Source organism: Aeromicrobium sp. 636 (genome assembly GCF_024433585.1).
GTDB lineage: Bacteria > Actinomycetota > Actinomycetes > Propionibacteriales > Nocardioidaceae > Aeromicrobium > Aeromicrobium senzhongii.
This window is the reverse complement of sequence record NZ_WNJU01000003.1, coordinates 102,915-115,320: the sequence shown is the minus strand read 5'-3', so window position 1 is coordinate 115,320 and position 12,406 is coordinate 102,915. Positions and strand designations below refer to the sequence as shown.

Annotated in this window: 14 protein-coding genes; 6 read left to right on the top strand and 8 right to left on the bottom strand. The window is 66.8% G+C overall.

Translation table 11 applies throughout. The features are described from left to right. Positions 1–181: 181 nt before the first annotated feature. Both dnaB and GL325_RS11320 read left to right on the top strand, forming a co-directional pair. Positions 182–1,519, top strand: a complete 1,338-nt coding sequence (dnaB, locus tag GL325_RS11325; protein WP_154597315.1) for a replicative DNA helicase — start codon at positions 182–184, stop codon at positions 1,517–1,519. 268 nt (positions 1,520–1,787) lie between these two features. Beyond that, entirely contained in the window at positions 1,788–2,147 is a 360-nt protein-coding gene (locus tag GL325_RS11320; RefSeq protein ID WP_154597021.1) for a hypothetical protein, read from the top strand. A 159-nt stretch (positions 2,148–2,306) separates the two neighbouring features. Here GL325_RS11320 and GL325_RS11315 read toward each other — a convergent pair whose 3' ends face one another. The 4 genes from GL325_RS11315 to GL325_RS11300 all read right to left on the bottom strand — a co-directional run bounded on the left by GL325_RS11315 (position 2,307) and on the right by GL325_RS11300 (position 4,523). Continuing rightward, positions 2,307–2,747, bottom strand: a complete 441-nt coding sequence (locus tag GL325_RS11315; protein ID WP_187769646.1) for a hypothetical protein — start codon at positions 2,745–2,747, stop codon at positions 2,307–2,309. A gap of 146 nt (positions 2,748–2,893) precedes the next feature. Continuing rightward, a complete protein-coding gene (locus GL325_RS11310) occupies positions 2,894–3,295 on the bottom strand; it encodes a VOC family protein (RefSeq protein ID WP_187769645.1) in 402 nt (133 codons plus the stop codon). 172 nt (positions 3,296–3,467) lie between these two features. After that, positions 3,468–3,857, bottom strand: coding sequence for a hypothetical protein (locus GL325_RS11305; RefSeq protein WP_187769644.1), 390 nt, complete (start codon positions 3,855–3,857; stop codon positions 3,468–3,470). A 357-nt stretch (positions 3,858–4,214) separates the two neighbouring features. Continuing rightward, the gene (locus tag GL325_RS11300) at positions 4,215–4,523 is read right to left on the bottom strand and encodes a hypothetical protein (protein WP_187769643.1); all 309 of its coding nucleotides are present in this window, start codon (positions 4,521–4,523) and stop codon (positions 4,215–4,217) included. A 297-nt stretch (positions 4,524–4,820) separates the two neighbouring features. Between GL325_RS11300 and GL325_RS11295 the strand changes: the two genes are divergently transcribed. Both GL325_RS11295 and GL325_RS11290 read left to right on the top strand, forming a co-directional pair. Next, positions 4,821–6,221, top strand: a complete 1,401-nt coding sequence (locus GL325_RS11295) for an alpha/beta fold hydrolase (RefSeq protein ID WP_223111236.1) — start codon at positions 4,821–4,823, stop codon at positions 6,219–6,221. Between the two features lie 68 nt (positions 6,222–6,289). After that, positions 6,290–6,439, top strand: a complete 150-nt coding sequence (locus GL325_RS11290) for a hypothetical protein (RefSeq protein ID WP_187769642.1) — start codon at positions 6,290–6,292, stop codon at positions 6,437–6,439. A gap of 145 nt (positions 6,440–6,584) precedes the next feature. Here the strand turns inward: GL325_RS11290 and GL325_RS11285 are convergent, their stop codons facing one another. Beyond that, entirely contained in the window at positions 6,585–7,088 is a 504-nt protein-coding gene (locus GL325_RS11285) for an RNA polymerase sigma factor (RefSeq protein WP_255956106.1), read from the bottom strand. After that, positions 7,085–7,603: a hypothetical protein gene (locus GL325_RS11280; RefSeq protein ID WP_187769640.1), complete on the bottom strand. Its 519-nt coding sequence runs from the start codon at positions 7,601–7,603 to the stop codon at positions 7,085–7,087. The genes GL325_RS11285 and GL325_RS11280 overlap by 4 nt, the downstream gene beginning before the upstream one ends. Positions 7,604–8,280: 677 nt before the next feature. Between GL325_RS11280 and GL325_RS11275 the strand changes: the two genes are divergently transcribed. Next, positions 8,281–10,065: a CocE/NonD family hydrolase gene (locus tag GL325_RS11275; RefSeq protein ID WP_187769639.1), complete on the top strand. Its 1,785-nt coding sequence runs from the start codon at positions 8,281–8,283 to the stop codon at positions 10,063–10,065. A 96-nt stretch (positions 10,066–10,161) separates the two neighbouring features. After that, complete coding sequence (locus tag GL325_RS11270; protein ID WP_187769638.1) at positions 10,162–10,380, top strand: hypothetical protein; 219 nt, start codon at positions 10,162–10,164, stop codon at positions 10,378–10,380. Positions 10,381–10,390: 10 nt separating this feature from the next. Here GL325_RS11270 and GL325_RS11265 read toward each other — a convergent pair whose 3' ends face one another. Then, entirely contained in the window at positions 10,391–11,284 is an 894-nt protein-coding gene (locus tag GL325_RS11265) for an SGNH hydrolase domain-containing protein (RefSeq protein WP_187769637.1), read from the bottom strand. Between the two features lie 93 nt (positions 11,285–11,377). Beyond that, positions 11,378–12,367 carry an SGNH hydrolase domain-containing protein gene (locus tag GL325_RS11260; RefSeq protein WP_187769636.1) on the bottom strand — a complete coding sequence of 330 codons (990 nt, stop codon included), beginning with the start codon at positions 12,365–12,367 and terminating at the stop codon, positions 11,378–11,380. Positions 12,368–12,406: the final 39 nt, after the last annotated feature.

Genomic DNA, 12,406 nt, shown 5'->3' with positions numbered 1-12,406 from the left:
GCCCCGTATGGTCACCGGAAGGGAACACCAGAACCGAGGGGAAGTCGGTTCTGTCGGACCTCACACGTAGTTTCAAACCCAGCTGCCGATCACGTCGAGGAGTGCCGTGAGCGTTACCGATCTGTATGAGTCCGAACATCCATCGGACTCCGCGGGATCGGGCTACGTTCCGCCCCAGGACATGGCGGCCGAGCAGAGTGTTCTCGGCGCGATGCTGCTGTCGAAGAACGCGATCGACCCGGCCACCGACCTGCTCGAGAGCCGTGACTTCTACCGCCCCGCCCACGAGCTGATCTTCGACGTCATCTGCGACCTGTCCGGTCGCGGCGAGCCGGCCGACGCGATCACCGTCGCGGCCGAGCTGACCCGCCGGGGCGAGATCGCCCGCATCGGCGGCGCGGCCTACCTGCACGACCTGGTCCAGGGCGTGCCGATCGCCGCCAACGTCGACTACTACGCCGAGATCGTCCACGAGAAGGCCGTGCTGCGGCGCCTCGTCGAGGTCGGCCAGCAGGTCGCCCAGCTGGGCCAGTCCGGTACGGGCGAGATCCAGGACATCGTCGACCGCGCGCAGAAGGCGGTCCTGGACGTCGACGGCACCAAGTCCGGCGAGGACTACAACGTCCTGTCCGACCTGATGTCGTACACGATCGACGAGCTCGAGGAGCTCGAGACGCGTTCCGGCGAGGTGCACGGCGTGATGTCGGGCTTCCCCGACCTCGATCGCCTCACCACGGGCTTCAAGCCCGGCCAGATGATCGTCGTCGCGGCGCGACCCGGCGTCGGCAAGTCGACCCTCGGCCTGGACTTCGTCCGCAACGCCTCGATCCGCCAGGGACTCACCTCGGCCATCTTCAGCTTGGAAATGACCGGCTCGGAGATCGCCATGCGTCTGCTGTCCGCCGAGGCCAAGGTCGCCATCCACCACATGCGCGCCGGCTCGATGTCCAGCCGTGACTGGGACGCGATCGGCCGGGCGATGGCCACCGTGCAGGCCGCGCCGATCATCATCGACGACAGCCCGAACATGACGATGCCCGAGATCCGCTCGAAGGCGCGTCGCATCAAGAAGCAGCACGGCCTCGACTTCGTCGTGCTCGACTACCTGCAGCTGATGACCTCGGGCAAGAAGGTCGAGAACCGTCAGGTCGAGGTCTCGGAGTTCTCCCGCCAGATCAAGCTGCTGGCCAAGGAACTCGGCGTCCCCGTGGTCGCGATCAGCCAGTTGAACCGTGGCTCCGAGCAGCGCACCGACAAGACCCCGCAGATCTCCGACCTGCGTGAGTCCGGCTCGATCGAGCAGGACGCCGACATCGTCATGCTGTTGAACCGTCCCGACGCCCACGGAGCCGGCGAGTCCGAGCGCCCCGGCGAGGCCGACATCATCGTGGCCAAGAACCGTTCCGGCCCGGTCAACAAGGTCGCCGTGTCCTTCCAGGGCCACTACTCGCGCTTCACCCCGATGGCGCGCGAGCCCGAAGGCGCCGGCGGCGGCGCATCGGGTGCCGACTTCGCCTGATCCCGTTGTTGTCGAGATGCAGCGAACTTCATACAAACGAGTTCTGTTTATTCAAAACACGGCTGACTGTTTCTTTTGTGCCAGGGAGAGAGTTCTGCTCAGGTCTGGGGTTGGCTATCTAAGCCACCAACTGAACACTGGGTCGCAGTTCTGCATCCCAGCGGACGGTGAACGGGCATGCGTCCATCCGCCCAGAATGCAGCAGAATCTGTCGCAAGGAGATCCTCAATCCACCGATCTAGGCGCCCGCCTGATGAAACACTCGAGCATGCGCACACTCCTCGTGACGATTGCGTGTGCAATCTCGCTCGCGGGATGCACCGCCTCGAGCGACGGGAGCTCGAGTGATGAAACGGACAAGTACACCCAGACGTGGACGAAGTCTTATTCGGAGACGACGTGCGAAGACTGGAACAGCGCGATGACCGACGCGCAACAGTTCGCCGCGGCGGCTGACATGCTCACCGGGGCTCGAAACAACGGCGATGGCGGAACCGGGCTCCCCGCTGACTCTCTCATCGAGCAATTCCAGGCCGGAATGACGACAGCTTGCGTTGTGCCAACCGTGAACCTCGCCGAGATGAGCGCGATGTTATATCTCACCGAGCGGCAGACGTTCAGTCCCTAATTGACAGAGCCCTCAACCCTCCTATCGAGCGACACCGCCGACCCGGACCACTCGCGAAGATGATGGGTGGACTCATACCCACGAGCTCGGAAATGAGTCATTCCAACGCGTAGCGTTCCGCAAGCGGCCGTGCATTCCGGCGCGATTTCGACGACGCGACTACGAAGCTGGACGATGCTGGCGTAGCAGATGGTCGAACTCGCGGATGACGTCGTGGACGGCTGCTGCGATTTCGGCGTTCCAGTGATCGGCGGTGGGAGTGAACTGGGACCAGTGGCCGTCGCGGAGGTGGCTGAGGGTCAGTTCGCACGTTCCCAGGCTGCTGTCGACGTTGATCCAGAGCTCGACACTGAGCACACCTTCGTAGGAACGGCTCGGAAGTCGGAGGTCCGCGGGCACGTGCGCGTAGAAGTCGCTGGTCTCGGCCTCGTACAGGACCGAGGTGGTCGTTGAAGGGCTCCAACCCTGTGCGCCGAACCAGAATCCGTAGCGATGCAGCACCGGGCCCGCAATGTCGTGGACGGCCCGCTGAACCTCGTCTTGCGCACGCTCGGAGGCTTCGGCACGTTCACGACGGGCTCGGCACCTGAATGAGTCCATGCCTCATGGTGCCGGAGAAGATGGACGCCATGCCATCGCACACGGCTGTCGCGTCTATCCACCGCTATTGGGGCGACACGTGCGCTCGGGGGCCGTGCCGGGCTCGCGCCGATGTCAGGTTGTCGATAGGGAACCGCCTGGTCCGCTTAACCCGCGAACGTTGCGAAGGTCCAATGGTTGCCGTCAGGGTCGGCCACCGTGAAGTCACGCGATTGATAGTCGGTCTGGTCGACGATCTCGCGCACAACCCTCGCCTCCAACTCGAGCGCCCGAGCCAGCACCACGTCCGGATCTGCGGTCACCACGTGCAATGACGCCGTCCCGGGCAGGCACGGCGTGGGCCGCTCTCCCGTGCTCGAGAGCAGGATCCGGCCGCCCTCCGGCCAGTCAAGTTGGCAGTGGTGGATCGCATCCTCACGTTCGCCGGGAATCAGCAGGTCTTCGGTGAACTCGAGCCGGAGCAGCCAACGGTGAAGGGCCCGGGCGTCGTCACTGACGACGCTCGCCCAAACGCTCTGCTGTCGCACCCCGCTCACTCGAACAGCCATGATCGTCAGCGTACGACCCAAACTGTTCAGCAGCATCCACGATCGGCTCCAAGGCGCTTCGGCCGTTGTCAACCGACGACCGTGGGGTCCGGGGCGACTGGCCCGAGCTGCGTCATTCCGCCGCGATTGCCTCATCCCGCCGTGCGAGTGAGCGCCGGCTTCGATCCAAGGATCAGGCCGGAGGCACCACCGGGCCGTCGGCGGTTGATGCACTCTGAACCTCAAGTGCCTGCGACGGCTTGAAGTCTCCGGAGGCGCGTACGAGAAGTCGACCAACCACGTAGTCGTACTCTGCACCAAGGCCGAAGTCCTTCAACTTCCGTTGAATGTCCTCCCCTCGCGCCTGGGCGGCCTTTCCTGAGGGCCAGCGCTCGACTTTTACGCCGCACGCGGTGTCCAAGCTCTCGTAGTCGGCAGCGCCGCAGTCGAGACGGTCATCGCCTAGGAACATCACTTGGTCGTATTGTCCGGGACGCCCGAACAGGTAGTTATCGTCATTGTCCTCGGTCATTTGAATGCGCACCTTAAGTGCCGGAATCGCTGCTTGCAGGGCGTCCGCCATCTCTTCCGCATCGTCCCCGAGTGCAGGCGCGGCCGTTGTCGCCCGCGCTGTCGTGGTGGGGCTTGACGAACGGGCACTCGTATCCGCATTCGAGGCCTTATCACCGCCACCGCAGGCAACGAGGCTGAAAGAGAGCAGTGGAGCGGCGGCGGCGGCGAGTGCAACACGAGTCCGAGAAGTCGTCATGGCGCCACAGGTTAGCGGCTCGAGGACTGTTTTCGGTCGGGATCGCGACGGGCCGAATTGGACCCTCGCGTCGCGTCTTTCCGCCGCGAAGATCGCACACAGTCAGCGATCGACAAGATCTGTGCAGACTTCACCGCGTGAGGCTGTGCGATCTTCACTGCAACTCGACAATCACGGTGGAGGGGCTTCGAAGTGGAGCAGGCAGTCCGCTACGTCTTCACCCCAGTCGATCGGGGTCTTTCCGGTCAGCCGCCAACCCAGCTGACCGTAGAGCGCGATGGCACTGGAGCAGTTCTCGGCCACGTCGAGAGTCAGCCGAGAACGACGATGAGCAGCCCGACCATTCGCGTGACCAAGAGCGTTCTGTGCCAAGTCGACCGCTTGCGACTTCGCGCACTGGTTGATGACCGGGCATTGATCGCAGATCGAGGTGAATGAGGGTGCGAGCTCGGCGGCCGCGACCTCGCGCGGGCTGCTCACGGGTCAGCTCTCGGCGGCGAGGCGACTGCGGCGCGCACCGACTGCGCTGACGACCGCCTCGCTTTTCGCCGAAAGTCGTCCGAGCGAACGTTGAGGGGTGACGGGCGCGCACGGGGAGCGGGGCGCCCGAACTCACCTGGATCGGACCTCGGATACACCTTCTGGGGAGTGCACGTAAGGGGCGTCCCAATCCCCAGACTGTGACCTTGACCACAATTCAAGGGCGTCATTAGTGTGCGAGCGTCCTGGAATCAGGTTCGCGACGGTCGCTGACCGCCGCTCGGGGGAAGAGGCGCAATGACACTGAAGCGCAGGTTGTGGGCCATGGCCGGCGCCGCGGCAATGATGGCGGCGGGACTGCCCGGGGCAGCCGTCGCCGCCACTGCAGAGCCGACTTCCGCACCGGGTAAGCCCAAGGTCGCGGGGAAGGAGCCACTGCGTCCCATCGTCTTCGTCCACGGCTCCCAGGGCTCCGCGAACCAGTTCCAGACCCAGGGCAAGCGGTTCGCCGCCAACGGCTACCCGTCCACGTACATCGACGGCCTGGACTACGACTCCACCTTCGAGGTGCAGAAGTCCGCGGAGATCTTCGCCGAGCTCGACCGCAAGATCGACGCCCTGCTGAAGAAGACCGGGGCCGACAAGGTCGACCTGCTCGGCCACTCACTCGGCACCTACATGTCGCAGACGTACCTGAAGAGCGACCCGGCCCGCGCCAGGCGCGTCGCGCACTACGTGAACCTCGACGGCCTCCCGGCATCCGAGCTCCCGGGCGGCGTGAAGACGCTCGCCATCTGGGGCGAGGGGTCGCCCGACCGCACGGTCGTGGGCGCCAAGAACGTCCAGTTCCCCGGCCAGGGCCACACCGAGACGGTCACCTCGAAGGAGTCCTTCGCCGAGGCCTTCACGTTCTTCCGGGGCAAGGCGCCCCGGACCACGGGCGTGCCGCTCCAGCTGGGACTCATCCAGCTCGCCGGACGCGCCGTGCAGTTTCCGAGGAACGTCGGTGTGACCGGCGCGAAGCTGGAGCTGTTCCGGGTGAACCCGAGCACCGGCCAGCGCATCGGCAAGGCCATCGGCACCCAGAAGCTCACCGGTGACGGCTCGTTCTCCTTCCTGGCGAACGGCATCTCGCACTACGAGTTCGCGATCACCCGGCCGAGTGGGCACGTGCACCACTTCTACAGCCAGCCCGCCCGTCGTACGGACCGTCTGATCCGCCTGCTCACGTCCGAGCCCGGCACCGGTCTCGACGCCGTCACGGACAAGAGCGACAACCACGTGAGCGTGACCGTCTCGCGGAACAAGGAGTGGTGGGGCGACCAGGGCGCCGGCAGCGACTCTCTGACCGTCAACGGCACCAACGTGCTCAACGCCTCCACGGCCCCGCGCACTAAGCGCATGCTCGGCATCTTCGCCTACGACGCGGGCAAGGACGGCGAGAGCAACCTGGTCCAGCTGCCGGCCTTCGCGGGCCTCCCGTTCATCGGTGGCACCGACCTCGTCATCCAGGCCGACCCGCAGGGCAAGGGCACCGTGAAGGTGGCCCAGAAACAGCGCAACGGCCGCGCCACGGAGACCCTCAACGTGCCGAACTGGCCGTCGAGCAAGCACCGGATCAGCATCGCGTTCAACGACTACCTGCGCCAGCGCTGGGCGGCCACGGGGTGCGCCTCAACAGCGAGACCTCCCTGCTGAGCACCGTGCGCGAGGCCGGGGCAGCTCGATCGTCCTCTCTGCCAAGCCGAATCGGAGATCATCGCAGAATGAGCCACAAGCTCGGGGCGCTCGGCTGGCCATTCGTCGCGGATGAACTGATCCTCCGCTCGGCCGAACCGGCAGACTCCGCTCTTGCTGAGGTTCGTTGCAGCTCGATACCGACGCGACAGCTCTGCGACAGCGAGCAACTCTCCTGAAGGCACGGAGCCGGGATCGTCGTCGCTTACTGAACGCCGCGTCCTTGCGCCGCGTAGGCGACGTGGGCGGGTGTGATGCCGTGGGTCGAAACTCCCTGGACAGCACGCCCCGCACAGTCACTCATGCTTGACGTCCACCTCACAATCAGCCCGTGCGGGCAGAGTCCGCAATCTCGATCAGAGACACACGGAGCGCTTCGCGGGCGGCGGAGTAGCGGCTGCGTGCGGTCGAGGGGTTGAGGCCCAGGAGTTCAGCGGCCTCGGCCAGGCTGAGTCCGTCCCAGTGCACCAGCATGATGAGCTCCCTGTGCGCCACCGCGAGGTCGCGTACTGCTGCTTGGACCGTCAGTGCCTCCGCGTGGTCTGGCTCGTTCACTTCCGTCAGGTGCTGTCGAATGCGATCCGCCAAGGCAGCCCGTCGCCGTGACGAACGCCGCTGGTTCGCCAACACGTGAGCGGCGATGGTGAACAGCCACATCCGGCGTCGCTCAGGCGCCTGCGGGAGTGAGTCGACTCGCCGCCAGGCCTGCAGCATCACCTCGGCCAGGAGGTCCGCCGCGTCCTCGCGCACCAGCACACGGCGCTCGAAGTAGGCCAGCAGGTCAGCCGAAGTCGCGTCCAGTGCCGCGCTCAGCGAGTCGGCGCTCACTCGGCGCACCCGGCCGAGCTGCCGACGCCGGAGTTGATCAGGTGGGGATCCATCCCGAGACCCTCCAGGTGTGCCGTCAGGTCGCGCACGACCTTGCTGTAGACCGCGTGCATCTCGAGATCGTCGCCGACCAGGAGCGGCTGGGCCTCCTCGGGATCAGTCTCAGCGATGATGCGGCGCTGCGTAGCGTCGGTCTCCGCGATAGCGGCTTTCCGATCGATGGCGTCGAAGTCGTAGTCAGCCAGGTACTGGCGAGCTGCCTCAGCGACCTCCTCCTGCTCGGAGGCGCTGGGCCACGCCGTCCGCCCATCCATGATCGTCGCGCGCTCGCCGCTGGCAGCGTCCTCCGGACCAACCGGATGGACGGCGAACTCCATCTCGCACGAGTCGCCCGAGGACGTACTGGTGAACCACAGCGCGCCGTTGTTGATCACTGCGGCCGCGCCCACCGTGCCCAGGCCGAGGACGCCGGCAGCGATGCCCGCGCCCACCGTCAGGCGCATGGGGCGACGCATGCGAGACCGAGGTCCGCTGGCGCGAGTCATGGCGCGCAGGTCTTCGTCGAGTTCTGGGCTTCGCGGCGTCACCGTCGGCGCCGAACGGGCAAGCAGGTCATCGAGGCCCATCGGGGTGCTCCTTCGTCTGGGTTACAACCCCTACATGTCCGGACCATCATGATCTGTCCACCGACCACACGAACATGAGCGCGAGCCTGCCGTCGCACTTGGCGCGTTCGCGACTCCACCACGAAGGTCGCACCAGGTCGCGTATCGGCGTGATCTGTACCGAGTCGGCCGCGCCGTCTCGTGCAATCTTCGTTGCATCTCGACACTGATCGAGGAACTCCGCTTCTCAGCGGTTGAGGACGTGGACTTCAGACCGGACGTTGGTATCACCAGGGTCCCGGCCCCGAGGTGATCGATGCCGCAGGCGGGGACGAGTAATAGCCGAGATCAGGGCGGTTGTCATGAGATTCCAGAAATTGAGCATTGCCGACCCCTCGACCGTGCACCAGACTCCCGTTATGAGAGAGACGAACGTCGCGTGGCGCGCACGCAGATCCCGGACAGCACTAGGTGCATTCCTCGCCTTCACCCTCGCCGGCTCGGGGTTGCTCGCGACCACCGCGGGTACCGCTTCCGCAGCGCCTGCGCCGAAGCCGTACGTGCTGAAGGGGGGTGAGTCATCCCCGGTGTACAGCTATGCGGACGCGATCCGCGAGACGGTGTGGGTCATCGCGCCCGACTTCGACGGTGACGGCGAGAAGGACCGGATCGCGGTCGACATCGTTCGTCCGCGCGAGCTGGACGCCAAGCGGGTCAAGGTGCCGGTCGTGATGGATGCGAGCCCGTACTACACGAGCGTCGGACGCGGCAACGAGTCAGAGTTCAAGTCGTTCGACGCCGAGGGCAACCTCATCAAGTTCCCGCTGTTCTACGACAACTACTTCGTCCCGCGCGGCTACGCCTATGTGGCACCCGACATCGCAGGCACCTCGCGGTCGACCGGTTGCGTCGACACCGGCGGCAAGTCCGACGTCGGCTCGGCCAAGGCCGTCGTGCAGTGGCTCAACGGCCACGCCGAGGCGGTCGACGCCGACGGCAAGGCCGTCAAGGCCGGCTGGAGCAACGGCAAGACCGGCATGATCGGCAAGAGCTATGACGGCACCCTGGCCAACGGCGTTGCCGCCACCGGCGTGAAGGGACTGGAGACCATCGTGCCGATCAGCGCGATCAGCTCCTGGTATGACTACAGCCGTTCGCAGGGTCTTCCGTACAGCTGGAACTACTCCAGTGGCCTCGCCAGCCGCGTCGCCGGCAACCGCACGCAGCCCCAGGACTGCTCGGCGACGCTCGCGCGGATGGACGCCGAGGACGCCGACGAGACCGGTGAGCACAACGCGTTCTGGGACGAGCGCAACTATCGTGACTCCGCCAAGCTCAACGCCAAGAAGGTCAAGGCGAGCGTCTTCATCTATCACGGCCTGCAGGACACCAACGTCAAGACACGTCACTTCTCCCAGTGGTGGAAGGACCTGGGCAAGGCCGGGGTCACCCGCAAGCTGTGGTTGAGCCGGGTCGGGCACGTCGATCCGTTCGATGTCGACCGTGACGAGTGGGTCCGCACGTTGCACCGGTGGTTCGATCACGAGCTGATGGACATCAAGAACTCGATCATGCTGGAGCCGCCGGTCAAGGTGGAGACCAAGCCCAACCGCTGGGTCAACTCCTACTCGTGGCCCACGCGGCTCACGACGACGACCCTGCGCCCCCAGGCCGACGGCTCTTTGGCCCGGTCGGTCGAGAAGACCAAGCAGAGCTGGGTGAACTCACCCAGCCAGCGTGAGAACGTCGCCGTCGCTGAGGGCGACAACCCCAACCGCCTCCTGTACGCGACCTCTCCGCTGCTCACCGACGCCCGGATGAGTGGCTCGATGGTGGCGAAGCTGCGGGTGACGTCCGAGGTGCCGACCGGGCAGGTGGGCGTGATGCTCGTCGACTACGGCGAGGGTGATCGCGTCCTTGCCACGGGCGACGGTGCGTCGACGACGACCACGGAGACCTGCGTCGGGCAATCGACCGCGAACGATGACGCGTGCTACTTCACGATGACCCGCAACGTGGGCACGACGCCGCTTCAGGTCCTGGGGCGCGGGTGGGCGCGGCTCGACGGCGCTGGGACGCACGATGTGACGGTGACGCTGGACCCCGACGACGCCGTCGTCGCCAAGGGTCACCGGCTCGGAGTCGTCGTGGTGGGCGCGGCCAACGGTCGCGTGCGCAACATCGACACGACATCGTCGACGTACACGCTCGATCTCGCGAAGTCGAAGTTCGTGCTGCCGGGCCTGGCCGTGCCGCACCCCACGTGGGCGTCGAACTGGAACTGGTTGCCGAAGCGCAGCGAGATCGTGCCCGGCACCCTGCCCGGCACCGGGAAGAACGTGCTTCCGGTCCTGATGGACACGCCTCGCTGAGGTGATCTCCAGGGGCGGGCACGGCTTCGGCCGTGCCCGCCCTCAACCTGAGCCGCGCGCATGGTTGCAAACGCCCGGGCCGGGTACCTCCCGGGCATGACTGACTCGAACATCGATCTCGAAGCCATCCAGACCGTCGTCGACCGCGTCACGTCCTGGCAGGACGGCGCCACCGAGGGCACGGTCGAGGAGGAGCTGCAGAAGGGCTTCTCCGAGGTGGGCATCGACGTGTCCGACGACCACGTCACCGCCCTCGCGGAGGCGATCCAGAGCCGGCACGGCACCGTCGACGCCGCCGACGTGCTCGGTCGCTGACCTCTGCGGACTACGAGGCCCTGAAGACCACCCCGGTGGCGCGCAGCCGTCGCTCGATCAGCGGCGCCAGCGACCGGGCGTAGGTCGCCGTCAGGTGCTGGTGGTCGCGGTACATGATCTGGCCCTTCGGCGTCACAACCCGGCAGACCCGCTTCGGGCAGTGCGCGGCGCGCAGGTTGATGCGGAACGCGGCGCGCGAGCCGTACTGCCGCCGAGCCAGCTTCACCGACGGCACGGACCAGTCGAACGTGATGACCTTCCGCTCGGGTGCCGCGCAGTTCCTCCACTGCCTTGGGGCGCGGTTCTTGCGCAGGCACTGGGTGGGCGAAGGGCCGGCGGACTTCCAGTTCGCCGCGCCCGCCAGCGCGATGACGGGGATCCGGCGCTTCAGTGCGACGCGCCACGACCTCACCGTGTCCGGACCGCGCTGGGCATACGTGCCCGCCATCGTCGAGGCGCGGTGGTGGGTGACGATCGCCCGCACGTTCCGCTGCTTGCGGATGTACCGTTCCACGTTCCTGCGCCAGGTCTGGCAGTCGTCGCGGATCCACTTCGCATCGTTCTTGACGACCCGCGACGACCACCCGCAGCGTGAGCGGATGATCAGCGTGACGCGGATCTTCCCCTGGTCGGCCAGTCGTCGGAAGGCCGGCGACAGAGCCCGCATGTGCGAGTCGCCGATCACCAGCAGGCGCGGCCCCTTGCGCCCGTAGTGGCAGGTCAGGACCTTCGTCTGGCCCGGACGCGAGCCGTTGAAGCACGCCTTCGTCCCCCGCGCGACGTCCTTCTCGGCGGCCGCGATGCTCGACAACCGTGGCTGGTCGGCGGCAGCGGGCACGGCCGATCCCAGCAGCACGACCAGGGCAACGCCGGTCGCGCGACGGACGAGTCGGGCAGCAGGCATCGGCACCTCCGGGTCAGGACGGATGTGCCCACCAAGATGCCGCCGGACGGACCGGTTGTCGAGACGCGCACGCCTCAGCCAGATCGCGGCGACTCACACGACGGCGACCACCACGGCCGTGCGCGCGACGATGGCGCTCAGCACGCCGATCAGGTGGGCGAGGATGGCCGTCCCGGGTTCGCGCGGCGGAGAGAAGACCACCCCGGTGGCACGGAGCTTCTTCTCGAACAGCGGCGCGAGGGACCAGGCGTAGGTGGCGGCCAGGTGCTGCTCGTCGCGGTACATGATCTGGCCCTGCGGCGTCACCGTCCGGCACACCCCGCCCGGGCAGTAGACGTCGCGCAGGTCGATGCGGAACGCCGCGTTCGTCCCGTACTTCCGGCGGGCCAGATCGACCGCCGGGACGGTCCAGTCGAACGCCATCACCTCGCGCGCCGGTGCGGTGCAGTCGTCCCACTGCTGCGGCTCGGGGTTCTTGCGCAGGCAGTCCGGAGGGGTGGAGGGCCAGTGCGGCGCGCCGGACACGGCGATCACTGGGATCTTCCGCTCCAAGGCGCCGCGCCATGCCTTGACGGTGTCCGGGCCACGCTGCGCCTCGGTGCCCTCCATCCACCGGGCGCGATGGTTCGTGATGATCGCGCGCACGTCCTTCTGCTCGCGGACGTAGCGCTGGACCTGCTCCCGCCACACCTCACACTCGGTCGGCACCCAGGGCAGGTCGTGGTCGAGCCGGCGCGTCGTCCAGCCGCAGCGCGAGCGGGTGAGCAGGGTGACCCGGATCTTCCCCTCCTCGGCGAGTCGCCGGAACGCGGGCGACAGGGCCCGCATGTGCGAGTCGCCGATGAGCAGCAGACGCGGGCCGCGGTCCCCGTATTCGCAGGTCAGCAGCTCGGTCTCACCGGGATTGGCGCCGGGGAAGCACGCGTGCGTTCCGGGCGCGACGTCCCACTCGGCGGCCGTGATGCTCGACAGCTGCGGCTCGTCGGCTGCGGCGGGGGTCCCGGCGGGCGTCAGGGACGCCGCGAGAACCAGCAGGGCGAGGCCTGCCAGCGCGAGCACCTCGCAGATCGCTCGTACGGTCATCGTCCCCGCCCCGGTCCAGTCGCCACCACGGCTCTTCCG

What these genes read in the sequence shown, in the direction of transcription:
- GL325_RS11320 (WP_154597021.1), top strand. Translation starts at nt 1,788, where the DNA reads ATGCGCACACTCCTCGTGACGATTGCGTGTGCAATCTCGCTCGCGGGA.
- GL325_RS11295 (WP_223111236.1), top strand. Translation starts at nt 4,821, where the DNA reads ATGACACTGAAGCGCAGGTTGTGGGCCATGGCCGGCGCCGCGGCAATG.
- GL325_RS11270 (WP_187769638.1), top strand. Translation starts at nt 10,162, where the DNA reads ATGACTGACTCGAACATCGATCTCGAAGCCATCCAGACCGTCGTCGAC.
- GL325_RS11315 (WP_187769646.1), bottom strand. Translation starts at nt 2,747, where the DNA reads ATGGACTCATTCAGGTGCCGAGCCCGTCGTGAACGTGCCGAAGCCTCC.
- GL325_RS11310 (WP_187769645.1), bottom strand. Translation starts at nt 3,295, where the DNA reads ATGGCTGTTCGAGTGAGCGGGGTGCGACAGCAGAGCGTTTGGGCGAGC.
- GL325_RS11260 (WP_187769636.1), bottom strand. Translation starts at nt 12,367, where the DNA reads ATGACCGTACGAGCGATCTGCGAGGTGCTCGCGCTGGCAGGCCTCGCC.
- GL325_RS11265 (WP_187769637.1), bottom strand. Translation starts at nt 11,284, where the DNA reads ATGCCTGCTGCCCGACTCGTCCGTCGCGCGACCGGCGTTGCCCTGGTC.
- GL325_RS11280 (WP_187769640.1), bottom strand. Translation starts at nt 7,603, where the DNA reads ATGCGTCGCCCCATGCGCCTGACGGTGGGCGCGGGCATCGCTGCCGGC.
- GL325_RS11290 (WP_187769642.1), top strand. Translation starts at nt 6,290, where the DNA reads ATGAGCCACAAGCTCGGGGCGCTCGGCTGGCCATTCGTCGCGGATGAA.
- dnaB (WP_154597315.1), top strand. Translation starts at nt 182, where the DNA reads ATGGCGGCCGAGCAGAGTGTTCTCGGCGCGATGCTGCTGTCGAAGAAC.
- GL325_RS11305 (WP_187769644.1), bottom strand. Translation starts at nt 3,857, where the DNA reads ATGGCGGACGCCCTGCAAGCAGCGATTCCGGCACTTAAGGTGCGCATT.